Annotated in this window: 11 protein-coding genes; 8 read left to right on the top strand and 3 right to left on the bottom strand. The window is 56.8% G+C overall.

The genetic code is table 11. The annotated features are described in order from the left end of the window. Positions 1–17 precede the first annotated feature (17 nt). The 3 genes from NJT13_RS22815 to NJT13_RS22805 all read left to right on the top strand — a co-directional run bounded on the left by NJT13_RS22815 (position 18) and on the right by NJT13_RS22805 (position 4453). Positions 18–2684, top strand: a complete 2667-nt coding sequence (locus NJT13_RS22815; RefSeq protein WP_254526174.1) for an McrB family protein — start codon at positions 18–20, stop codon at positions 2682–2684. After that, positions 2677–3963 carry an McrC family protein gene (locus NJT13_RS22810; protein ID WP_254526173.1) on the top strand — a complete coding sequence of 429 codons (1287 nt, stop codon included), beginning with the start codon at positions 2677–2679 and terminating at the stop codon, positions 3961–3963. The genes NJT13_RS22815 and NJT13_RS22810 overlap by 8 nt, the downstream gene beginning before the upstream one ends. 103 nt (positions 3964–4066) lie before the next feature. Continuing rightward, a complete protein-coding gene (locus NJT13_RS22805; RefSeq protein ID WP_254526172.1) occupies positions 4067–4453 on the top strand; it encodes a hypothetical protein in 387 nt (128 codons plus the stop codon). 696 nt (positions 4454–5149) lie between these two features. Here the strand turns inward: NJT13_RS22805 and NJT13_RS22800 are convergent. Further along, complete coding sequence (locus NJT13_RS22800) at positions 5150–6439, bottom strand: orc1/cdc6 family replication initiation protein (protein ID WP_254526191.1); 1290 nt, start codon at positions 6437–6439, stop codon at positions 5150–5152. Between the two features lie 641 nt (positions 6440–7080). Between NJT13_RS22800 and NJT13_RS22795 the strand changes: the two genes are divergently transcribed. Continuing rightward, complete coding sequence (locus tag NJT13_RS22795) at positions 7081–8232, top strand: competence protein CoiA family protein (RefSeq protein WP_254526171.1); 1152 nt, start codon at positions 7081–7083, stop codon at positions 8230–8232. Positions 8233–8268: 36 nt separating this feature from the next. Here NJT13_RS22795 and NJT13_RS22790 read toward each other — a convergent pair whose 3' ends face one another. Both NJT13_RS22790 and NJT13_RS22785 read right to left on the bottom strand, forming a co-directional pair. Beyond that, positions 8269–11907: a UvrD-helicase domain-containing protein gene (locus NJT13_RS22790; protein WP_254526170.1), complete on the bottom strand. Its 3639-nt coding sequence runs from the start codon at positions 11905–11907 to the stop codon at positions 8269–8271. Next, positions 11900–15088, bottom strand: a complete 3189-nt coding sequence (locus NJT13_RS22785) for a PD-(D/E)XK nuclease family protein (RefSeq protein ID WP_254526169.1) — start codon at positions 15086–15088, stop codon at positions 11900–11902. The genes NJT13_RS22790 and NJT13_RS22785 overlap by 8 nt, the downstream gene beginning before the upstream one ends. A gap of 242 nt (positions 15089–15330) precedes the next feature. Between NJT13_RS22785 and NJT13_RS22780 the strand changes: the two genes are divergently transcribed. Genes NJT13_RS22780 through NJT13_RS22765 form a run of 4 tightly spaced genes read left to right on the top strand, consistent with a single transcriptional unit; the run spans position 15331 to position 24321 of the window. After that, the gene (locus NJT13_RS22780; protein WP_254526168.1) at positions 15331–16170 is read left to right on the top strand and encodes a BrxA family protein; all 840 of its coding nucleotides are present in this window, start codon (positions 15331–15333) and stop codon (positions 16168–16170) included. Then, positions 16170–19925, top strand: a complete 3756-nt coding sequence (locus NJT13_RS22775; RefSeq protein WP_254526167.1) for a hypothetical protein — start codon at positions 16170–16172, stop codon at positions 19923–19925. Before NJT13_RS22780 ends, NJT13_RS22775 begins: the two co-directional genes overlap by 1 nt. Then, on the top strand, positions 19922–20512 hold the full coding sequence (locus tag NJT13_RS22770; protein WP_254526166.1) for a BREX protein BrxB domain-containing protein: 591 nt from the start codon (positions 19922–19924) through the stop codon (positions 20510–20512). Before NJT13_RS22775 ends, NJT13_RS22770 begins: the two co-directional genes overlap by 4 nt. Then, complete coding sequence (locus NJT13_RS22765) at positions 20509–24321, top strand: hypothetical protein (protein ID WP_254526165.1); 3813 nt, start codon at positions 20509–20511, stop codon at positions 24319–24321. Before NJT13_RS22770 ends, NJT13_RS22765 begins: the two co-directional genes overlap by 4 nt. Positions 24322–24380: the final 59 nt, after the last annotated feature.

The following is a 24380-nucleotide window of genomic DNA, read 5'->3' as shown; positions in this document are numbered from 1 at the left end:
TATCATCTCATCCGTAGATGCCGAGCTTTCTCAAAATTCAGGGGTTCGTGTTCGATACGCAGGCACTGAAGGATGCGTATCTAGCGGTTCCACCTGCGGCGCGATCGTCCAACAAGGGGTACGATGAGGCAGCGCTCGAAGCGCTGATCCGGTATTTTGCTGACTGGTGGCCTGCCCGTGAAGAGTCATTAATGGCACAACCAGAAGAGACGTTGGAGTCCTTGTCCGGCGATGAAAAGAGAGAGCTCTACAACGAATTTACCAAGCGGTTAGCCAGGAATCTCGAAGAGCAGTACAGCAGAGATATTGATCAAGAGAAATTTGAAGGGTTTCTCCACCGAATCACACAACAACCTGTACCGAAGCCACTTGGAACGTTCTTCTTACGCTGGTTGTGGCGGTTTTCGAAGCAGTTGCATGAGTACGACCAGACGCTGTTTTCTGGTACAGAGCAGCTCGAAAGGTCTGGTGATTCAGATATCGACAATCCTGACGAGGTCGGACTAATACCAGCAATCCATCGCCTTCCTGGAGAATACCTGGAGACGAAGCACGCTCAGTACGAGGGTGATATCAAAGTCAATCAGATCCGGTTCAGCGCACTGGAAAGGATCCGGCAACAGGGTTTGTTGTCAGAAGAAGATCTGCAGACGTTCGTGGATGAAGAGAATACAAAGTATGACACTGACATCATGCGGGCGTTCGATTCATTCAGCGTTCTCGGTCAACTGTACTTCGACTATTTCCGCCCGCGTGTCAGTGCATATTTAGACGATATTACGAGCGCTCTGATTGAGGAGGTGGGAATTGACGAAAGTACGGCTCACGTCGTCGATTTCCTCGCCCCTCGAAATATCCTTAGTGACGACGCTTGGTTTGCGATCTATCCCGAAAGCCGTGGGAGCAAGGGCAACGCGTACCAGTTGTTCATGGGGATTCAGTGGGACGGTGTGCGGTACGGGTTGTACGTTGGAGACGAACTATGTGAAGATGGATGGCAAGACCGAGTCGACATCGAGACCATCACCGAAACCGACGCGCTGACTCTGGATCTCTTGATCGACAAATTCGATGAAGTGCTGCCGGAGTACTATCGGTTGAATGAGATTCAGAGTGTTGACCCACCAGAGCGGCCGCCAGAAGACGTGGTTGAGACGGTGACGCGACAGTTGGAGTCTGCAAAGCAGGTCGTGTTCTATGGACCACCGGGAACGGGTAAGACGTTCGAGGCGAAGCGTTTTGCCGAGTGGTGGGTTTTCGACCAGAGCGACGGGAAGCCGCGCGATGAACAGGTTGCGTCCGTAACGTTCCATCCCTCGTTTTCATATGAAGACTTCATTGAGGGACTGACTGCTGAGGCTACAGAAGATGGCGACGTCCAGTACCAGATCGAAGACGGGGTGTTGAAGCGTGTCGCGGAACGGGCCCAACAAGCGTACGACCAGGCACAGGAGTCCAGCTCGGCCTCGGGCGAATTTAGCGAGTCTGGAAAAGCACCCCCGTATGTTCTCATTATCGACGAGATCAATCGCGGGAATCTCGCCCAAGTGTTCGGAGAAGTCATCACGTTACTTGAGGCGGACAAACGTGGGAGCTTTGAAGTTTCATTGGCTCACTCAGGTAAACAGTTCTCGCTGCCGCCTAATCTATACGTGATCGGAACCATGAACACAGCCGACCAGTCGATCGCGCTGGTGGATACAGCGCTTCGCCGGCGCTTCCGGTTCGTGGATTTCCCCCCGGATCTCGATGTAATCTGGCAGGAATACAACATGGAGGCGAACACACCGACCGCTGCAGTGATGCAGCCAGGCGCTGCAGGCTCTCGCAGAGAACAATTGTTGGGCGCGAGTGTAGAGGCGATATCGGAGCTTAATAAGCGGATTCTGCATGCACCCGAGCTTGGGAAAGGCAAGCAGCTCGGTCATACCTACTTGCTCGGACATGATTCAGCAATAGACGTTGTCGACGCATGGCGGTACGATATCCTTCCGCAACTGGAGGAGTACTATTTCGGCCAATTCGACCGGCTTCAGAACGACCTCCTCACGGAAACCGGCGAACGCCTCATCGACTGGGAAACAGAACAGATTCGGTCATTCGATGGCGAGTCGTTGTATATCGCGCTATGCCAGATTGCGCGAATCACCGATCCGACCCCGCTTATTGATGCATCAGAGGTCGTCGTATCTGACGGAGACGGTACATCGGTCGAGGGTCAGGATTCCTGGGCTGCCGGCGAGAAGACTCAAGAGGCATTTCGAGAGCGCATACGAAGCAATTTAGATTCGGAAGCAGCAGAACGGGTCGAACGGCTGTTGGACGTCGGTGAGGACCTTGGATGGGTTGATACTGGCCGGGGAGATCAATTCCCAACCGCCCAGCTCAAAACCGACGACATCGATCCTGGTGTCGGCGTGATTCAACTCAATCAGGACGGCGAAATCGATTTCCGATGGGACTGGCTTTCGGGTCGCGAAGAGAATTCGCTTACTCCTGAATTCATAGATGATGCTGCATCCGTATTTGATGAGATTGACGGGTATGCACACACATGGAGTCCTGTTGAGGATGAGTTCGAATCACCGACGCTCGATGTCGCCACGTTAACCGACGAAGAGATGGACGCATTGGTTGAGGGGCTCCAGTCCTTCGCTCAACAGGCGGCAAACCAAGATGAGTGAGTTTGCTGTCAGCCACTTCGGACCCGTAGTTGACTCTACATCGAAGGATGAAACGGTTCCACCGTCAGACCCGATCTCGCTAGAGGAACATGACCAAACAATTCCATTTGAGATTGGTGAAGAAGATATTGCCTTTCTAGAACAACTTGAGGAGGAGTGTACGCCAGCACCGCTCTCTGTATCATATACAAGCGAGGGACTAGCGGTACTTTCTACGGGCTCGCATGTTGGTGTGTTGACCCTCCCAAGCGGAACGCAGGTGGAGGTAACACCGAAACGGTCCGTCACTAACCTACTCTGGGCACTGCAATATGCCTTCGATACCCCTGTCGAGTCAATTGATGTCGAGACAGAGTTTAGTGCTGCATCGACCTTTTTCGATGCGATCGCTGTATTGTTTCTCAGTGAGCTACGGACTGTTCTTGACCGGGGACTGCATCGGGAATACGTTAGGACGAACTCGGTTCGAGAGCACGTCACCGGTCGAATTGACGTCCAACGACAGCTTCGGCGATCGATAAGTGCACCAACGGACTTTGCGATCGAGCACGATGAGTTCACGGCGGATTCTGAATTGAATCGTGCTGTACTCACAGCGACTCGAGTCCTCACTCGGTTGGTTCGAGATACAGACCTCGCCAGCAGTCTTCGTGTTCAGGAGCAGCGGCTCCGGCAGTTTGTAACCCCTTCGCCAGTCTCGGTGGAGGCAGTAGAACGAATCGAGCTGTCGCGACTGAATGACCATTACGAGACTCTGGTAGACCTGACTCGGACTGTTTTGACACGTGATTTCTTCGAGGATGTTAGTGCTGGATCACAGCGGTCACTCGCTCTCTTCGTGAATATGAATTATATTTTTGAACGGATCGTAGAACGGGCATTTCGGGCGGCAGCGAAGGAACAGGGTGACTTGGTCGTGGAAGGGCAAGCGTCAATTCAAAACATCGTAGATGGACCACATGCCGTCTCGATGCGTCCTGATGTCGTCGTCAGAAATCGCGAAGGATCTCCGATTACGGTTGTAGACGCGAAATGGAAGACAGGTTCTGTTTCATCTGGAGACGTGTACCAGTTGACCTCCTATATCCTTGCGATGGAGACTGACGGAGTGCTGGTTTTCCCGGGACATCGAGATCGAGGATCAGAACAATCGAGGGTGTTAGACGCATATAGACTCCACTCGAGAACCATCTCCACAAATGCGTCTGTTTTTTCCTACGACGATTATGTCGATGCGCTCGAATCGGATGCGTCTGATTATCTCGTCGAAGTACTGTAGTTACAGGTCCTGCGTCACCGGAGAGAGTTTCTTCGTTTGGACCTGAGCGAGCGACTTTGAATTACCCCACAGATTAATATCAGTCACCCTCTGTGGGGTAACTATGGGAGAAGAAGAGTTAACGAAACCACCAGCGCCCGATCTCCCGAAATATCTTCGCGAGCCACTGGAGAAGCAATCGTCGGAGCGGCTCGAAGAGGTTGCGTCGTACGCGACCGAGTTGGCGGAATGGAAACGGCAGCAACGCCAAGATGAACTCGAACGTCGACGGGCTGAAGAAGAGGTCGACGAAGAGGACCTCGAGGAGCTGGAAGAACGTGAGATATCGACAGATCCTGAGGATTACGATGATGTCCCTGCTAGTGGGGCCTACATCACGGTGAAGACAACGAAACAGACCGGAGAGAGAAGTTACCGGTACTACTACTGGCAGTGGCGAGAGAGCGATTCGTGGAAGAACGAGTACATCGCACCGGTTAACCCGAGGTGAGAACGAGCTCGACGAGGCCAGAAACCGGGACCCTCTCCCCCTGTCATCGATGTGTAAAACCGTGAGAAGGGGGCGGGGGGTGAAGACGAGGTCATGCGAAAACGGACGGAACAGCCGCAGACACGGACGAGAGGTCGTGAGACTCCAGAAATAACATCTCTAGAAGTTATGACTCTAGTCTGACGAAGTTTTATGTAACCTCCGGATTAATCAGAACCGCAATGGACCTAGAGTGAGTGTCAGGTTGGGTAGTGTTCCAGCTGACCGAACGAGGTCAAACACTCTGAATGGCTGGTGTTCTACACCCTTCTTTCCTTGCTATCACTAGCGTTAGACGCTCTCTATATGATTGATACCGTTCGCTCTGTCGTCTCTACCCGTCCTTCATCGGTGATTTACACATCGATGACGGGGGGAGGGGGTTGCGGTATGGACTCGAGGTAATTCGTCGGGGAACTCTTCCCCTTCATTTGGACGAAGGCACCTTCAGATATCAGTAGAGTCTGATAGGAGTGCTCTGTACGATTGGCGACTTGGACTCTGCGTTCACTAATACCGAACGCCCTTACTCGATGTCGTGGAATCAGTCACTGCATCGAAACCAGTTACACTTCGATGACGGGGGGAGGGGCCAGGAACTTACACATCGACGACGGGGGGTGTGTCTCCACTCATACTCCGCGAAAACCGCCAACCTCAGTTCTGGTGGAAGTCCTTCAGCTGTGCGTTGACCACCGTTCGGAGAAGTTCCTCCTGTTCGGCAATACTCTCCAACCGGGTGTCCTCCGTGATCCGTTTCATAATCCCAGTGGGGTCACCCGTGAAGGTGAACTCCATGTACATCCCACCACCGCGACCTCGACTCTTCCTCGATGTCGAAATCAATCCGTACGTGGAAAGCTCCTTGACGTACTTGACGTATGTCTCCCGAGTCATCTGATCCGCGTCGAGTTCGTCAGTCACCCACTGATACACCTTGAATCCGACAGGGCTCGGAACCGAGCTCCCTGAACGCTTCGAGTAATGCGCGACGGCGGCAGTGGCGTACAGCGAGATCTTTTTCTGCGTCGTGAGCCCCTCGACGAGCTTCAGCGAACGGTCCTTGTCGATCTCTTCCTGAGACTCGCGGACGTGGTGTTCGTCGACGCCGTCATCACCACGTTCGTCGGCGAGATCGCCGGCGCCACGGAACAGGTCGATGGCCTTCCGAGCATCCCCGTGACTCTGCGCTGCGAACGCAGCGACGAGTGGAATCACGTCATCGGAGAGTGCATCCGGTCGGAAGGCGTCGCGACGATTCTGGAGTATCTCGCGCAACTGGTTGGCATCGTAGTCCGGGAAGTAGACGTCCCGTGGGTTGAACGAACTCTCGGCTCGGCCGTCGATGTCTTCCATGAACTTCGGATCGTTCGTCAGTGCCGCGACGGAGACTCTGCCTTCGATCTCGTTCGTATTACTGGCTCGTGAGAGCTGGTAGAGCAGCTTCGAGTAGGCGGGCTCGTCGTTAGCGCGGCGTCCGACCAAGAGGTCGATCTCGTCGAGGATGAAAATGACCGAGTCGTAGTGGGTGTTGATGAGTTCGTAGAGTCGTCGGTACTTGCGTTTCGTCGACACGCCAGTTTCGGGCACGCCCACTTCCGCGCCGACGTCCTTCGCGACCGTCTGGACGAGTTCGTAGACCGCCTGGTCGAGAGTGTTGATCGGCTGGCAGTTGATGTCGACGACACCGAAGCTCTCACCCTTCGATTTGCAGAGCTCGACGATCTGCTGCGTCACGGCGCCAATGATGAGTGACTTCCCAGTACCGGCGGGACCGTAGAGAAGCATATTCGGCGGCCGGTTTCCTTGCAGTGTTGGCTTCAGGAACGACACGACGGACTCGAGTTGGTCGTCGCGACCGACGATTCGCTCCTCGTCGATGATGGTGTCGGGCTCGACGAGGTCACGGTTGACGAAGACTGACCCGCCACCGTCCTCGTTGAGCATATCTCGAATCGACTGCTGTGTACTTCCGTCAGCGTCGTCTTCGGAAAGACTCAGAGACGCGTTGTCAGCAGCGGTATTGTCCTGAGTGGCGTCGGACGTGTCCTCTGTCTGTGATTGCGTTGCTTCATCTTCCAACGTAGATTGATCAGTGCCACCCTGATTGCTGCCGGCCATACTTCTGCTGTGTGACGGAGGTATTAAAAAGATTAACCTCCGTCGATGTATATCTCTCCGCGTCATTTGGGCTACTCCTCGCATTCGCCATTCTGGGGTTTCTCGGCTCAGTACCGGTGACGAAGTACATTGTTGTGGTTCTCCCCCCGTGTTCGAAGTGTAACAGCGGGCGGTTCGGCTGGATTTGGATACCCCCTGATATTGTCGTCCAAACTATTTGTCAGCCACACCCCCCGTCATCGATGTGTAACTCGCACATCTCCCGCAGTCCTCGACTGGAATCTTCCCCACACGTACCGCACCCCCCGTCATCGAAGTGTAAAAGTCGACTCCTGCATATAGATCTACGGCTCATTCGGTGCTGGAAGATAGTACGTTGCGACCGATTGCGGGTGATACCATCGCGGCGAATGTCGCAGAAACTGTCTTTACGTCTGCCAAGTAACCTATTCCCTAAAACGAGTCTGATGCCCTACTTAGCCCTCCTCGACGATACTCGAGTCATTCCTCCACAAGTAGACGATGGAGAGACCGTCTCCTGCCCTGTCTGCGAACAACCGATGGCAGTAGTGAAATCACACGAACGGGGGAACGCCTTCATTTCTCGGCATTTCCGTCACCACGAACAGGAACAGAGGTCTGAAATCTCTACAGAATCAGGGCAGGTCACGTTCGATGATCTCGCCACGACCGGCGAATGCCCTGGTGAGTCAGATGAGCATCTGAAGATGAAGTCAATCGCCTATGCTCGTCTCGAACACGATTTCCCCGACGCCACAGTAGAGTTGGAATCGGGCGTCGGTGACCGAATTGCTGACGTTTTGGTGACCTTCGACGAGCCCTGTCATCCGTATGGGAAGGGGATTGCTGTGGAGGCCCAGTATCGAAATCACGGAAAGGATATCGAGGCGGTCACGGAGCATTATCTCGACCGGGAGTACAGTGTCGCATGGCTCGATGAAGCTGACTTCACAGAGTACGACGTGGATCTCTCCGGTATGCTGACCGTCTGGCCCTACGTGCTTCCGAGTAGGACTGGAACCGAAGGCTATCCCGACGTGACGAGATGGCTCTGGCAGGAGAAGTCGGTCTCTGTGTCCATGGAAGTCCCGATCCCTGGTGAGTTCTGGGCCTCATTCGACAAGTCCGGAGAGTGGGTAACCGTCGCACAGCGCCGCATTCGTCAGAAGGGACGGGCGTGGGTAACGATTTCTCGCTCACCAACAGGGAATCTCACCTTCCAGCTCGGAAAGAAGGACTGGGGATGGAACGCAGATACGCATCGAGTCACGGTCCAGCTTGAACAGAGCGATTGTGCGGAATTACGGTCCTTTGTAGAGACACTCCAGCCGAAAGCGTTCGGTCAGGAACGTCCATCGGAGGCAGAGCGTGAACACCCCTGGCACGACCTCACCACCGCTTGGCTTGCGGGATCCCCCCGAGTAACGGCGTGGCTTTCAGCATCCCTCTCTCCAGATGGGGACGTCGTCCTCTCACTGGGGAAGAAACATCCCAAGGAAACCGACCGGGTCACGGTTCAGGTCGATGAATCCGTCGTCACAGCGCTCCGAGAATTAACCGACCTGCTCGAGACAGCCTTCGAAATAGAACCCGGCTGAAAGATGAAAACGTGGACTCTACTCTCAGCCAATCGACTACATCATCAGATCGACCATCTCACGTAGCTCGGATTTGATGTCGTCCAATTCGTCTGAATCCCACTCGAATCGTTCCTCAACGCCGGCGTTGGTGAATCTGAGAGAGGCTCGAACACGCCGGCTCGGATCGTGCTGGAAGAGGGCCAGTGCGTACGAGAGCATCTGTGGCCGGTAATGTGCCGCCAGGTTTTCCGATGTCGTTGCTGAAAGGTCGTTGGTCTTGTAGTCGATGATGTGATACCGGTCTGGCGTGACGAGCAGGCGGTCGATATCGCCGACGATTCTCGATTTGTCCAGACGTGCCATCACCGAGTACTCATCGTGGACTGCTTCGAGAGTAACCGAAGCCTCGAGATCGTCGACGAATCGAATCGCGTCTTCTGCGTGGTCGATTGCCGCGTAGATGTCGTCCGCTGTCGGTTCTTCACCGGCCATCTGACTCACTCGTTCGACGAACGATTCCCATTCGTCTCTCGGCGGGCGAAGCTCGTTCAGTCGATGGACGACAGTTCCGAATGTGGTCGGGCTGAGGCCTGGTGATTCTTCACCCGCTGCGTATGTGTGTCCGCCACCGGAGTGTTCGGCCACCTCATTCACGAGCGTGGTCGCTGTCACTCGGACTCCCGTGTCGCGTTCGGGGGGTGACGGAATCGAGATTTCCGGCATCGTCTCATCGATGTCTTCGTCGGATGCCCAGTCCGTCGGATGTGGTGGTGTCCGAATGGTATAGCCTGCCTCACCAAGCTGACTGCGAGTACCCCCGTTCTGGACAGCCTCACCTATGAGCTCGCCATCTTCGAGGAGGTGGGGTTGAAGCCAGTCACGCCAGCGGTCAGCCTCGTCGAATGCCGCCGGCTCGCCGAGTTCGATTTGTCCAGACTCGCTGCGGTCGATGTCGTGCGTTCCACACAGCAGGAGATGGTCGCGAGTCCTGGTGCAAGCGACGTAGAGGAGGCGTTTCGCCTCGGCTCGTTCCTGTGGCAGTGAGAGCCGATCTGCGTACTCGTGGACGGCAGTCTTCTCGATTGAGAAGGCGTCTCTGGGATGTGGACCACCAACTGCAGGGAGCGGAGGTGCATCTGTAGTACCCTCTACGAGTCGGACGTAGCCGTAGTCGTCGACGCTTCGCCCGAAGTTTAGACTGCTTCCGAGATCCGGGATCGTGACGATCGGGAACTCTAGTCCTTTCGAGGAGTGAATCGTCATGATTCGAACGCCCTCGGCATCGCCAGGAATATCTGCTTCACCCTCACGTGGATCGATTTCTGCCTGCCGGTCGATCCGGTGTAGCAACCCAGCAGCCGTGTGAACGCCGTTTTCGCTCCAAGTTCGGACCTGATCACGGAACTTCTCGACGTTCGCGACTGCCTGCTGGCCGCGTTCGTCGGCACTGACACTCGTCAGGTACCCGGTATCGTCGATGACGCGCGTGAGGACGCGGTTCCACGAAAGGACGCCCTCTTCTCCCGGCTCCGCACACCCACTCAGCGTACGCCAGCTCGATAGCAGCTCGAACGCGTCCGTAAGCTGTGGATCATCGGACGTTTCCAAGGCCGTCCAGATCGAGTCTGCACTTGCGACCGCCGGCGCGAGCCGGTCGTCGGTAAACCCAAACAGGGGTGATCGGAGTACACCGTACAGAGAGACGTCGTCCGTCGGATCGCCAAGTACCCGTAGGAGATTCGTGAGCGCCTGCACCTCGGGCGTATCGTAGAACCCGACACCGCCGATGACCGTATACGGGATGTCGTACTCTTCGAGGGCTCGCTGGTACCGGTCGAGGTGTGTTCGCCGACGGAGCAAGATTGCCACGTCGTCAGGAGTCGCGGAACGGTGCTCACCCGTATCCGTATCCTGAACGAGCGGTGGGTCGTCAAAGATGGTCGTCAGTCGGGCTGCGAGTGCCTGTGCCTCTGCTTCGATTGTATGGTCCAACGCTCCCTCAGCGACAGGGTGGTCGTCCCCGAAGAGCGTCGCTGCCATCTCTGCATCGTCAGGGACGACGAGATATTCGATACTGCCGTCGAGTCCCTCGATGTCTTCGACTCGGTCTCGTCTCGCCGTGAGCGGTTGTGGCGGCGCTTCGAACGGCGCATGTTCGTCGTCTTCGGGCTGGAACAACTGATCAAAGAGTCTGTTCAAGAACGTGAGAGGGGCCTCAAGCGTCCGGAAATTACCCGAGAGTTCGAGGGAGGTCGGGCTCTCGACGTCGCTGTCGGGAACCTCGTCCAGCCCGAGACTGCGGTTTACAGATTGCAGTTCGTCCCGTGCTGCGCCGAACGTGGTGACGTCAGCGCCGCGGAAGGCGTAGATACTCTGTTTCTCGTCACCGACGAGGAACACGTTCGTCGCCGTTTCCTCGTCGACGCCGGTGAGGAGCTTCACGAGCTCCCACTGCCGGTCGTCCGTGTCCTGGAACTCGTCGACCATGACCGCCTCGAACTTGTCCTGGAGACGGCGACGAACCTCCTCATTCTCACGGAGGAACGAAATGGTGGTCTCGATCACGTCGGGGAAATCGAGCGCATCTCGACGGTCCTTCCCAGCTTCGTAGCGTTCCAGAACTCCATCGAAAACACGCATCAGTGCCAGCGCGTAGTGAGCACTGTTCTCCTCGAGTTCGCCCGGCGTCGTGTCGACCGCGTCCTCGTGGGATTCGACAGCCCCGATTACCACGTCGACAGCGTCTTTCAGATCATCGTAGACGTCACCGTGTTCGTGCCAGTCCTCCCGAGACCCAACGACGTAGCCTGAACTACTGTAGAGTCCACCGCTCTTCTTCTCACACACCTCGTGGAGGTCGAGAATCGCGCGCTGGCACCTGCGGGAATCACTCTCCGAGGGAGACTCCGGAAGCGTCGTCGCGATGTCCTCGAAGGTCCGATACGCTCGCAAGCCGTCCTCGTCCTGAATGTCGGCCCCCGCGGGGAGCCGGTCAGCTAGCTCTCGCAGGGTTTCCAGAACGCCGTGTGTGTAGAGCGTCTCACGAGCGTCATCGGCCTCCAGGTCACAGACAGTCTCCCAGAGGACATCCACGTACTCCTCGACGTCAGCATCTCGCCAGCGTTCGAGGACGGCCTCGCTCTGTGGGCGCTCATCGAGCAACCCGGTCAATACGTCGACGAGTTGGCTTCGTCCCCAGAGCTGGGCGAGCAGCGCGACGTCCTCGTCGCTCTGATTTCCTTCGAGGAACTCCGTGACGACTTCTCGCTGGAGGGTTGCGGCGCCGTCCTCATCGAGGACATCGAACCCGAGTGGGACTGGCGCTTCGACGGCACGTTCTCGTAACAGTCGGGTACAGAATGCGTGTATCGTGTGGACGTAGCCGTCTTCGAGTTCGTCGAGAACGTCTCGCCACCGATGGTATCCATCAGGAGAATCCTCGGCAGCGAGCCGGTCGTAGACTTCCGTCCGGACGCGTTCGGTCAACTCCGCCGCGGCCTTTCGCGTGAACGTGATCGTGACGATGTTCTCAGGGGTGAGTGACGGATTCTCTTCGAGAATGGTGACGTATCGCTCAGTCAGTGTCGTCGTTTTGCCGGTCCCAGCGCCGGCGGTGATGGCTACGTTCCGGTCCTGAACGAGCGCGTCTTCCTGTTCGGTGGTAAGCTGAATTGCATCGTCTTCATCAGTCATCGCTCATCACCGCCTCGAGGTCCGCATCGTCCTGTACGCGTAACGGAACATACGCTGACTCGTCTCCCCGTGCGTGGTCGACACGCTCGCGCTTCCGATGGTGGCGGACGTCACAGGCGCGACGATAGTCACAGTAGCTGCAATTCGCTCCCCGACTCGACAACAACGTCGTATGGAACCGGCCATTCGCGATGGCGTCGTCGATCTGACCGAGCCACTCCGGCACGACTTCGTCCAAGAATCGACGTAGCTCTGCCTGTGAATCGAACTTCGATTCCACACCGCGTGGGACTTTGACGTCGTTTGGCGGCCGAACTTGGTAGTACGTCGCGGACAGCGCAGCGTCATCGAGATCGTCCTCACTCAAGACGGCCTCCGCAGCGAGGAGATAAATCGGGAGCTGGAACTTCGTCCCGCCTGTCGTTTTGGTCATATACGGTGCGCGCCCCGTCTTGTAGTCGTACAGCGCTAATTCCGGTTGTTCGTCGGTACCGGCCTCGTCGACGCGGTCGATGTACCCACGGATCGAAACGGTCGACCCATCAGGATGTTCAACCTCGAACGGTCCAGTGTCGGAGTCAGGTAACCCGTCACCGAATGGGGCTTCGAACCAACGCGGTCGGGTATCGCCGCCTCGCATGAGTTCCTCTTCGATGAACGTCGCGAGCAACCCTTTCTCGGGTGCTTCGTGCGGTCTCGAACTGCCCGCGTACGGGTTCGTCTCTGCGTCTCCCAATCCTGCGAACAACTCAGTGAGCCAGCGTTCATAGAACAGGCCCTCGTACTCGAAGTCGGCGTCCGCCAGTTCGTCGAGTGCGATATCGAGGAGACGGTCTTCCAATTCGTCTCTCTCGTATGCACTGACATCGAGTTCCTCGCTCGACTCCGCCGCAAGCTCCACATAGAAGCGTTCGAGAACGTCATGAACGTAACTACCGGTCTCGAGAGGTGTCGGCGTCACTTCGACATCGTCCGGATCCTCGATGTCGAGAACGTTCTCCGCGTAGAACTTGAATCCGCATTCGACGTACCGTTCGATTCGGCTCGCGCTGTAGGGTTCGCGCTCAGAGGGAGGATACACTGCATCGACAGTGTCAGCATCGAGAAGGCCATCGTGAGATGTGAGATCTGGATCGCTTCGATTCTCGGCACAGCTGAGGCCCCGGTCAGTTCGTTTCGTCTGCTCGGGTGTGAGGTCGCCCTGCTCGCCGGCGTGATCGACAGCAACTCGCCGACGTGAGTGAGCGGCGAGGCGACGCTGGAGATCTTCACGGGAGCCGACGCGCTCGTCAAGACCCTCTACTGGTTCGATACCGGTTACTCGTTGGAGTTCATCGAGTACCGGTGAGCGGACGACTGCCGATTCATCATCGCCCGATGCTGGCGTTGTGAGTGTGACTTCATCGACGTTCGCCAGCAGCGTTGCGAAGAGATAGCGGCCTCGAAGGCGCTCGTCACCAGTGTCGAACCGAGGATGGGCATCGGTCATCTCATCGAAAAATGCCGGTCGTTCCGGTGAGACGGGGAAATGTTCCGTCGTGAGCCCGACGACGTAGACGTTCTCGAACGAGCGCATCCGCGCGTCGAGCATCCCCAGAACCTCGACGTGACCGCTGGCAGCACCCTGAGGAACACGAATCGGAACGCCATCGAACGCTCGAGTGAGCAACGCCAGTGGCGAGAGATCACTGGAAACAGCTTGCATCGATTCAAATGAACTGAGAACCTCGTCGACGACGGCGTACGCTTGCTGCTCCGTCGCCTGTGTCGTCCCGCCGGCATAGTTCTCGACTGCAGATTCGAGCTCGAAGTCGTCAGCCAGCACTCGACGGAAAATGTCGAGCGCTGTTTCGAGGTCACCAGTACGGAGCGTGCCGAGCGACGAGATGAGGTCTTCAATATGTCTCCTCGCGTCGTCGTCGATGTCGTCGAGCAACGGATCGAGCGCGACAGTGTCGCGGCGTCGAGCAGCTGCCGTGATAGCGTCAACTTGCGCTCGGGAGAGGAAGTCGACGAGTGGATTCGCCAGCAGCGATGTCAAATCCTCAGCGTGTGGTTCCTGCTCGGCAAGACGAAGCAGATCGTGGACGACGCTCCCTGCAAAGGTCCGATCCAGTTGGGAGGCAGCGGTCGTCACGTGGGGAATGCCATAGGTCTCGAAGACATCGTCGACGTACCCCGCATACGCCTCGGTCCCTGGAATTACGACCGCGAGGTCGTCCGGATCGCGACCATCAGCGAGTTCCGCTCGGAGCTCGCGAGCGACGAATCGAACCTCGCGTTCCGGCGTCGGTAACTCCCGCCACCTGAGTGTCTCTGGCGTCGGTACGTCTCCGGGGTCGTGGCGATACATCGCATTCGTGACTGTGGCGACGTCGACAGCAGTACCCTGCTGTGGCTCAACCACGTTCCGCTCGAATCCCAACTCCTCGTAAAACTCCAGTCCATCGACGGTGACACTGTCGACGCCCCCGTCGCCGTGCTGGTGGAGCGGGAGAATCGCAATCGTATCGAACGCATCGACGATCCGCTCGATCACAGCCCGTTCGACGGGTCGGAACTCGTGATAGCCGGAGAGTATGACGGTGTCGAGTTCTGGCGAGAGGGCTGCGATATTAGTGTCGGCAGTCGCAACGGTCTGGAAGATCTCACCCCGTGTGGCGGTCCATTCGTCGACGTGGTCGCGGTGAAGCTCTCCATAGGATCGATAGGCATCGACAGTCGCCGTCGCGATTCGTTCGTCGAGGTCTGACCCCGCGAATTCGGTGGCAAGTTCCTCAGCTGTCGCGACGCCAGCGTCATCGAACAGCGAGAAGCGACTACTGAACGCGTCCGCAAGTGCCGCAGACGCTGGTTCACCTGCGAGAATGCTCCCCTCACTCTTTGTCGCGTGATCGAGTGCGAATTCCGTGAGACGACGGTTCACCTGCCCGGAGAGTCTCGCGATTGGACCGTCGAGAGCTTCGTACCAGTCACGGACGACTGCGTCAAGCGTCTCGGCTCGGAGGCGAAGCGGACGGTGTGTGTCTGCCCATGAATCTTCGATGTGACCTCTTCGAGCGTCGTTTCGCGTGATGTAGAGAATACTACCGAGCGAATCACCAGCAACGGTGTTGGCTTTCTGGAACGCCTGCTCTTCCAGAAGTGAATGTTTGGGCCCTGTGAGAAGCGTGGAATCCATCGAACAACCTGTACGATGACAAGGCTGTTACTTCACTCTTGGTAACAGTAATTAGATGAATGATACCTTCTCAGTGTGTCCCAGTTCCTCAGACAAATTCGCCGCTCAGTTGGAGACCGTTTAGGGCATCGTCATCGAATCCAAATAGGTTAGTCTGAACACTGCATCGGCAATAATCGGGCCATCGGTGGCATATCGGGGATAGACGAAATATAAAGTGGGTCGGTTTAGTCTACCAACGTATGACCCTCATATCCGATGGAGGTGACGCTCCTATCTCATCTTTGTCTGGACAACTTTCGCCAGATGAAGTCAACATGGATCTCACGATGTGCGGTCTCCTCGTCGATCGGGCTGAGGAATTGGTTCAGCTCTACGCAGATAAGGGGAACTGGAACGATGTGAAGGAAATCTGGTTCGACGAGCGCCTCTCGAATCGGAGCACACGGGGGAGTTCTCAGAAAATCTACCGGGTGCTGACATCGCGGTTCAAAAACGCACCAACGGCCCTCCCGAATCCGAGCGTTCTCCCCCAAGTGTTTGACCAGTGTGATACATCTAGAGACAAGGCACAGATCCTCTACCTGTATCTTGTTTCTGATGATAGCTTGGTTCGGTACGTCGTCCACGAATACAGTGCCCGTGTAGCTCGAGGCGAGCCGAACCCACTGGACTTCTCGAACGAGACTCTCTCAACGATCCTCGGCAACCTCACCTATTCCGATGGTAGCAGCTTCGATTACGCAGAATCGACGACGGAACGTTGGTGCGAAGGGATCAGATCCGTAATGCGTGAAATCGGTGTTCTCGAGGGACAACAAGCAGTAGAAGGGGATTCTCCGTCAGTAGGAACTATACCACTTCTAGTTGCGTTGGACTATTCGTTCGAGATCGGCGATGAAGATTGGATTACAGCCCCTCGAGGATTGCTATACCTCTTCCAACCGGAGCAGCGCTGGGAAGAACTGTTCGACCGTGCTGCCACCACCACCGCTTGGGAATATCTCGAACTTCACGGTGACCTCGACCTACGCCCCAGTGAAGAAACATATTCGTGGGTACAGGATAGAGGTGACAGTTGATGGTCGATGCGAGTTGGTTTGAAGACCTTCCAGACGATTTCGAGGAATCGGTCCGTATCGACAGGGATGAACGCGATCATCGCGAGCGGGCCATCCAGTCATACCACGTAACTGCGGACTCTCAACGCTTTATTCGAGACTTCGTCGACCGGATGCTCGGACAGGCGGACGATATGCGTACCGGGTCGAACTACTGGCTCTACGGCTATTACGGCAGCGGAAAGAGCCATCTTCTGACCGTCCTTGACGGACTGCTCGATACTGACTGGCTCGAAGGACAATATAGCGAGGTCTGGGATGACTTGACGCAAGTAACGGAAGATGCCAGTGTCGACCAACTGCGTGAGCGCTGGCAGAATATCCACGAGGAATATTACGTCATCCCTGTCTCGATCAATCTCCTGAAATACCAGGGGCAAAAGCAGCGGAGTTTCAGCGAAATTGTTCTCAGACACGCCCATCAGGACCCCGATTTGACCGGCGTCGACGATGAGATCTCGACTGGACTCTCCTCACAGCTTGACGTCGCGTATTTCGAGAAGTGGTTCCGGACGACCGAAGCATGGCCTGACCGCCAGACTCGTGCACAAGAGGTGCTTGAACCAGTCACTGCCGAGAGCGGTGGGTACGATTGGAATTCGGAGAATCTCTGGAAGGATATACAGAGCTACAGTGCGCTCGCAGATGTGGTTCTACCCAAACTTTTCGAGGAGGTCAACGAAACCCGTGATGGGTACACGGACCTCAGACCATCGGATATCGATCCAGAGGAAGTGGTGACACGGCTGAATCAACTGCGTGAAGAGCGGGAGGAAGAGTTAGGGAAGCCGGTGAAGTTGGTGTTGCTTCTCGACGAGGTGAGTCTCTTTATCGGGACGGACTTCGAGCGCCTGACTGAACTCCAGACGCTCGCGGAGAATATCGACGATATCGGCGATGGCGACATCCAGCTCGTTGCGACCGCACAAGCCAAGATCGAAGACGTCCAGCCGAAATTCGCCGCTCACGGTGCCGACTTTAGTATCGTCAAAGACCGCTTCCCGCATCGCTACCAGCTACCCAGTAAACACGTTGGCGACATCGCAAAGCGGCGTCTGTTCGAGAAGTCCGATCAAGGGGAAGCCCGGGTTCGTGAGGTGCTCGACGAGGCCTCGGTAAAACCGACCGAATCGCTGGTTTACAACGAAATCAAGCAGAATACGAAACCGCCACTCGACAGCATCGACGACGACGAGCTCGTCGAGTTCTACCCATTCCTTCCCTATCACGCGCCGCTGTTCCTCGAAATACTGTTCAATCTTAGGCAGGAAGCCCCCGATCCAGCAAAATCGATCTTTTCGGGGACCGCTCGCGCGATTCTCGCGCTCATGCACAATCTCCTCCAGAGTTGGGTTGAAGACGGAGAACCTGACCACGTCGTTACGTTGGTCGATTTCTATGAACTGATCAAACCAGAGCTGGAGGAGACCCTCGAGAAAGACGTCCGAGTCATCGGAGAGCTACCCGACGATGACGAGGTTGGAGAGAATGAGTCCCATGAAGGGGGGCGAAGTATCGCAGACGAAGTCGCGGATGGCAATCTGGAAGAGTTCGACCTCGACGTGGCGAAAGCGGTCTTGTTGCTGCAGCACGTCCACGATATCGTTCCACTGAACGAGGGGAACATCGCCGTCTCCGTGATGTCCGACCTCAACGGTCGGTCGTGGATCAGTACGCAAAACCGAGTCGAAGAATCGCTGGGGCGGCTCCAAAAATTCATCCGGCCGACCGAGGACGAATCTGGTGCGAGATATCGGTTCGCCACACAGGAAGAGCGCCTCATCTACGACGATACCGAGGCAAACGAGGAGAACCCAGACTGGGATGCTATTCTCCACGCATTGGACGAGCATCTCTGGGAGCGGATTATGCAGGATCTTTCTCTCCCGGAATCCGTTCCGTATAGTGAATCAGGTGACGAATATCCCGTCGCATACGAATTTAGTCTCGACGGCGTCGGATTCGAGACGATTAGGGAAGCCAAGGGGGGACTAGAAGTCTCCATTGCAGTGCAGGGCGTTCATCCAACCCATTCGCCAGACAATGGGGATGAAGAAACGCTGTACTGGGAGATAGACACTGACGGACTCGACGACCTTCGAAAGCACATCGTCGAGTGGTGGGCGCTTCGGGACGCGATTTCGACACACACCGTCCCACCTGCTGTTGAACGCGATCTCGACCGGCGGGCTAGTGCTGTCAGAAGCAAACTCGTCAGCGCGATGCAGAGCGGCTCCTACACGGTGAAAGATCGAACGAACATTGGAAGTCTCACGAAAGCAGTGCAAACTGCCGTCGATGTCGGATACCCAGACGACTTCCATCCGATGATGCTCCAGGTGACCGACGACCGACTGCAGGAACTCGCCGAGCTTTCCACTGAAGATCCACTCCCAGCGTGGGCACATACAATACAGGTCCCCTCCTCGGATCCCTCCGCGAGTCAAGGAAAGAAAAGCATTCAGCGAAACGTGTTGTCGCTCACTGGCCGGCAGCTGAAGGACAAGGACGATGGCCTCAACATGAACACGGTCCTCGATGGGATCACCGACGAAAAGCCGTTCTACGATGAGGCCCGCCCTGCATTGTGTGCCATCATCTGGGGATTCTGTCGAGAAGGCCGACTCGTTCCTGTCGACGAAGACGGGAACACGCTCGCAAACGAAGTCGTTCTCGATCAGAGCCAGCTCTCGACGACGAGACTGAAACTCCTTCCACGTGAGCCGATCGGGAAACTCCTCGAAGAGGGCGGGTTCAAGGAGACTACAGAGACTGTCGCTGATGGACTCATTAACCTCCAGAACGCGAATACACAGCTCCGTTCGGCGCTCACTGGTCTCCAAGAGGACGTCCAATTGGTCGCAGACACCGATATCCGTTCGGACGCCGTCGCTGGCTTGCTTGACAACCTCGTCGAAGAGTTATCTGAACGCATTGATGCAACCTCTGACCGGCTCACCGTCGTCAGGTCACAGGGGGACGGACTCGGGGATGCGATTGAACAGACCAACGCCGGACAGGAATGGCTCGACGAAGTCGTCGATGTCTGGAACCGACGGCTCCAGTCTCTCTACCGCTACGATGCGGAACTGGTCGTCGGTGACAGTGAATTCGAATGGGTCGATCAGAAGGCGCAGTCATTGGTCGCGGAACAGCGTGATGCTCTCCATGCGTTCGATGGGAGCTGGTGGACGACCGATGGGTGGAAAGTCCTGGTTGGAGAGACTGCCACCGACTGTAGCAGTGAACTTCAACGCTCTTGGAACGCGTACGTCGAGGAGCACGGACTCGCTGCATTCGTGGAGCGGCTAGAGGAACATCCATGGGTCATTCCTGCAACGGAACTCCCGTCGAGTGTGCATGTCGCCTTCGAGCGGACCTACATCACGCCGCTTCGTGAGCTTCGACACTGGTACGAAACCGTAGACGAGGCAGTCACGGCACTTGACTCGGACGACGAAGATACGCTGGCGTCGGTCGCAGATGACATCGCTGGTGTGCAACCTCGGACAGACGCTACCGAAGATGACATCGACGTCCTCGAATCCAGACTCGACAGCCTCTCTGCAATTGTCGGCGACCGGACACCCAACGACGTGGATCAAATCGGAGTTCTCCCGGACGACCGACAGGGCATCGATCAGCGCCTCGAACGTCTCGTCGAGAGCAGAGAATTGGATGTAGAGCAGGCTGATTCGGGGGTGATCATTCGATGACTGACTCACCGTATCTCGCATTCAAGGAGAAGCTGTGCACGTTCGCTGATGGGCAAGCAGGCATCCGGAACCCATTCGTGATCGCAGCGGTCGATCCGTCAGTCGAACACCGGGTTGCGGACCGACTCAGTGGATGGGCGACGGGCGCAGAAGAGCCGCCAGTTGTGGATAACGGAGTCACAGTCCAGCCGATTTGGCTCGACGAACTCCTCCCGAAGACGAAGGTCTACAATCTCTCGGTGGCACTTGGTGGCGAGACGACCGCTGAGCGAATTGAAGAGACGATGCAGGATCGGTTGGCAGAGGAGCTCGTCGAGGAGATGATCACGAACGAGATCGACGACGACCGGCTGGAAACGCAACAGCACGTCGTCTTGCTTCTCAACCTCGGGAGCCTCTATCCGTTCACTCGAGCGTCCGAACTGCTCGACGAACTCGACCGTCGCAACGTCAGGTCTACCATCGGCATTCCATTCCCCGGCGATGTCGTCGGCGGAAAGCTGAGTTTCTTCGGCGGCGACTCGCGGCACTACTATCCAGCACATCAGATCGACGGGCAGATCCGGGAGGTGCATCTCCAACAATGAGTATCAAAGAGCTATTCCGTAGCGATCCGACACGACAACTCGAAGAAGTCCAGAAGGTCAATGCGCGAGAGCGCGCAGAGACCGACGTCGCAGAGTTCCACGAGACTGAAAGTGCAAAGCGTGTACTCACGGAGCTCGGAGAAGTCATCCAAACCCATCCCGGAGAAGCAGCACGCTTTCTCTATCTCCACGCGACCTTCGGATCAGGGAAAACTCACCTCCTGAAGCTCATCGGGCTCGTCGCAGACAGTGAATCAGAGTTCGCACATCTGGGTGATGACCTCGCTCAGCAGTGGCCCGGATTCGACAACCTTGCCCGCTCGATTGACGACTCACACGTCGATCGCCTCAAGCCGGTCTTCCTGAATCTCCTCGACCGGGACGCCTCGAAAGAACCGCCGCTTCCGTTCCTCATCTTCGAGGCGATCGGTCGCGAACTCGGCTATCCGACAGACCCGAACTGGTTGCTCGAGTGGGCCTGGACCGTCGATATGGAATACGACGGTGTCTGGGACGCGCTCGTCGACGCCGAGCACGACGGCCAGACGTTCGAGGACGTTCTCGAAGAACGGGCATCTCTACGCCGGTGGCTCTACGAAGCACTTCCGTCGTTGACGGAGACAGCAGGCACCGAGCTCGACAGTAAAGCTGGCGTCAAAGCATCCATCGAGCAAGCCGAGGACGATGTCGACCCCGAGTCGTTCGATCCCGCAGAACTGGTAGAGAGAGTGGAGACCGTCACCGATGCACTGAACGATGGTGGCCCCCGGACCGAGTTGCTCCTCGGACTTGACGAGGTTGCGCTGTTCGTCGGCGACAGTCGGCATCGCTACCGCGAATTCGAGGAGACGATGGAAGCCCTCCAACACGGCCCGAATCCGGTCGTTGTTACAACTGGACAGTACTCCCTCCCGGCGACACGTGAGAGCCTGATCGGTGAGCCGGCGGACGATCACTGGACACACCAGCAGGTCCCACTCGAAGGCGCTGACACGGAGATCATCGTCCGGAAGCGGTGGCTGCAGAAGGACAGTTCGGGCAGTGAGCGGGTATCGTCACTCGTTTCATCGATGCCTGATCTGTCGCTGGAGACGTATTCGCCAGTCGGTAGCGCCGACCCGGACCCGGTCGAGTCGTATCCCTTCCGCGAGTACGATCTCACGCTGCTCCGAAAGGTGATGCAGGAGTTGATCACCCAGGGGAGAGCGACGGATCGGGACTACATCCAGGGACGAGCGCTGCTCGTGTTGGTTCGGTCGCTGTTCACGAAGTTCGGCTGGGCAACAGCTGAGGAGGGTGCGCTCGTCACATGGGATGAACTGTTCGACCTCCTCGTCGAGGAGACGACGTATGTTCCCCTGTGGGTGCAGGAGATGCTGGACAATACGTTGATTCCGACCTTCGATGGCGATGAGAACGCCTGGGAGGTCCGAGTATCGAAAGCACTGTACCTCCTCAACCAGACGCCGGCCGTTCCAGCAACGCCGGAGAACTTGGGTCGGCTGATGCTTGACGACGTTCACTCCTCTGTCGATGAAAGCGTCGAAGAGACCAAGTCGGCGCTGAACACGCTCGTCGACAAGCGAAAGGTGCTCACTGAAACGAACGACAAAGGTGGCGAAGTATACACGCTGGTCTCGGAAGAGCAGGAGAGTATTCTCAGTCGAGCCCAGACCAAAGCTGAGCAGATTTCGCCGCATCAGCTGTCCGCGTGGCTCGAGACGCGACTCAGAGAGAACGACGGCTTCTTCCGGAGCGATAGTAGCCTTCACGAAGCGGACGTCGGCGACGAACGGCTCGTTCCGCTCCGGTACGAATACTCCATCCTCGACCCAGTTGGTCGAGCGCCAACGACGGAATTCGATGCCGTTCGGATTCGGGTACTGGCCGACGATCCAGATACGGTTACTGACCAGGTCGACACGTGGAAAGACGTAAACGACGGCCGAGCCGGTGGAGAACACATTCTCATCGCAATCGAGGTTCCCGAGACGACGCTCGACAGGATTCGGAACGTCCTCGGTATGGGGAAAGTCCTCGACGAAGAGACGGAGACACACGAGGAACTCGAACGAGAACATCGAACTGACAAACGTCGACTGGAATCTTCGGTGAGCGATCTCCTCGAGAATGCATCAGTCCATACGGTTCACGAGTACCGTGGAGAGCGCCCGAGTGTCCTCGAAGACGTCGTCGAAGACCAAGTTCAGTCCGTGTTCGGGTCGACTCGGAAGGTACTGTCCCGCCCGCTCGTCGAGGTCGACGATGCGAAGGGGTTGGCGAAGTTCTTCAGAGGGAGCGGCGATTGGCCGCTCGCCAATAGCGATGCAGTCATGTTGGGCGTGGACACGTCGAATCGAACTATCGGTAGCAGTGGCTGGTGTCGGGGGTTCATCGACGAATACGAACAACAGAGCGCAGTTGACGTCGAGACGTTGCTCCAGCAAACCCGGACGGCAAACGGTGACTATCGAGGGACGCCCCAGGAGTCGATTGCAGCGTTGCTCATCACGCTCGCGACGTCCAATGAGAAGGTTGCTCTCAAACAAGACACCGACTACGTCACCGATCCAGCAGCGATCGGTCGCCAGGTGCGTACGAAGAGCGGTCTCACCTCGTTGCAGGTGCGGTTCGGCGTCGATACGATCAATCCCAAGGAGATCAGGACGGTCGTGTCGACTGTCCTCGGTCACGAGCCGGACGGCGACGACCCGGACGCGTGGGTCGACGAACTCGCTACCTGGGTCGACGAAAACAGCGTTCTCGTCAAACGAACGTTCAAGGGCGTCTCTCGCGAGTTCGATGTTTCCCTGGGTGCCCTCGAAAGCGCATTGTCGCCGGCGTACAGTGGGGGCGAGATCACCACCTCGGATCTCGTCGAGGATGGCGTCAAGTCGGAGGCCGAGACGTTCGCAGATGCGCGTGAACTGTTCGCCGTCGAAGATGGCGAGAAATCGCTCTGGGCGCAGTTCTCGGAGACGCTGGAGTTGCTGGAGTCGTTGTATCCCAGCGCAACGATTACGTCGCGAATGCAGACCACGGCCGAAAGCAGTTCCGTGCCCACGAAGGAGACGCTGACAACCCGGATCGCCGACGCGACCGGCCACCGCGTCGACGTCCTCTCAGGTCAGTATCGGCGAATCACTGGTGGAGCGGTGGACAAATCAGACCCGACGGAGATATGTGGAGGTCTCAGCACGTGGCTGGGCGAGAACGAATCGCCGGTTCGAACGCTGCTCGAAGACGCCACAGACACGTTCAGTGACGTTTCGTTTGACAGCCTCGAGAAAGTGTTCGAGACTGCGTGGGATGGCGATCAAATAGAAGAAGCAGCCCTCGTCGCTTCCAGCGTCCGACAGCAGGCAAAAACATACGAGAACGTCCACGAGATTCTCGATGGCGACCCGAGTCTGTGGGCACAGCTGGAACCGGCAGGGGATACCCTTCGTGCAGAGCATCCAGACTCACCGACGACCGAAGCTGTAGAGACAGTGCTTGGCTCCTCCCGCCCACCGTCGCTCCAGCGCGTCCAGCAGCTCATCGATGAAGCGGACGATCCGAAGCCACCTGGAGCCGATGACGATGTCTGGGCGGAGCTGCAGCGTGTCGCTGAGGAACTCCGTCAGGAACTCCCGAACGCGACGATCACCGACGAAGTAACCAGCGTCGTTGATGCTGACGACCGCCCGACCGATGATCGTGTGTCGGAGCTCCTTGCGGAAGCAGAAGAACTACTGAATCGGATTAGAGCTGTAAAGGACGAACTGGACGAAATTGATGAAGAGAGTATCGTTCTGATTGAAAAGTAGATCAGGATTGCACTTCCTAACTCGCTGAAAGTACTAACGCCCGATGAAAACACAACCGA

Source organism: Natrinema caseinilyticum (assembly GCF_024227435.1).
GTDB classification, from domain to species: Archaea; Halobacteriota; Halobacteria; order Halobacteriales; family Natrialbaceae; genus Natrinema; species Natrinema caseinilyticum.
This window is presented reverse-complemented; position numbering and strand designations above follow the sequence as displayed.

Bases quoted from the DNA above. Each gene is read 5' to 3' on its own strand.
- NJT13_RS22815 (WP_254526174.1), top strand. From the start codon at position 18: ATGCCGAGCTTTCTCAAAATTCAGGGGTTCGTGTTCGATACGCAGGCA.
- NJT13_RS22810 (WP_254526173.1), top strand. From the start codon at position 2,677: ATGAGTGAGTTTGCTGTCAGCCACTTCGGACCCGTAGTTGACTCTACA.
- NJT13_RS22805 (WP_254526172.1), top strand. From the start codon at position 4,067: ATGGGAGAAGAAGAGTTAACGAAACCACCAGCGCCCGATCTCCCGAAA.
- NJT13_RS22800 (WP_254526191.1), bottom strand. From the start codon at position 6,439: ATGCTCAACGAGGACGGTGGCGGGTCAGTCTTCGTCAACCGTGACCTC.
- NJT13_RS22795 (WP_254526171.1), top strand. From the start codon at position 7,081: ATGCCCTACTTAGCCCTCCTCGACGATACTCGAGTCATTCCTCCACAA.
- NJT13_RS22790 (WP_254526170.1), bottom strand. From the start codon at position 11,907: ATGACTGATGAAGACGATGCAATTCAGCTTACCACCGAACAGGAAGAC.
- NJT13_RS22785 (WP_254526169.1), bottom strand. From the start codon at position 15,088: ATGGATTCCACGCTTCTCACAGGGCCCAAACATTCACTTCTGGAAGAG.
- NJT13_RS22780 (WP_254526168.1), top strand. From the start codon at position 15,331: ATGACCCTCATATCCGATGGAGGTGACGCTCCTATCTCATCTTTGTCT.
- NJT13_RS22775 (WP_254526167.1), top strand. From the start codon at position 16,170: ATGGTCGATGCGAGTTGGTTTGAAGACCTTCCAGACGATTTCGAGGAA.
- NJT13_RS22770 (WP_254526166.1), top strand. From the start codon at position 19,922: ATGACTGACTCACCGTATCTCGCATTCAAGGAGAAGCTGTGCACGTTC.
- NJT13_RS22765 (WP_254526165.1), top strand. From the start codon at position 20,509: ATGAGTATCAAAGAGCTATTCCGTAGCGATCCGACACGACAACTCGAA.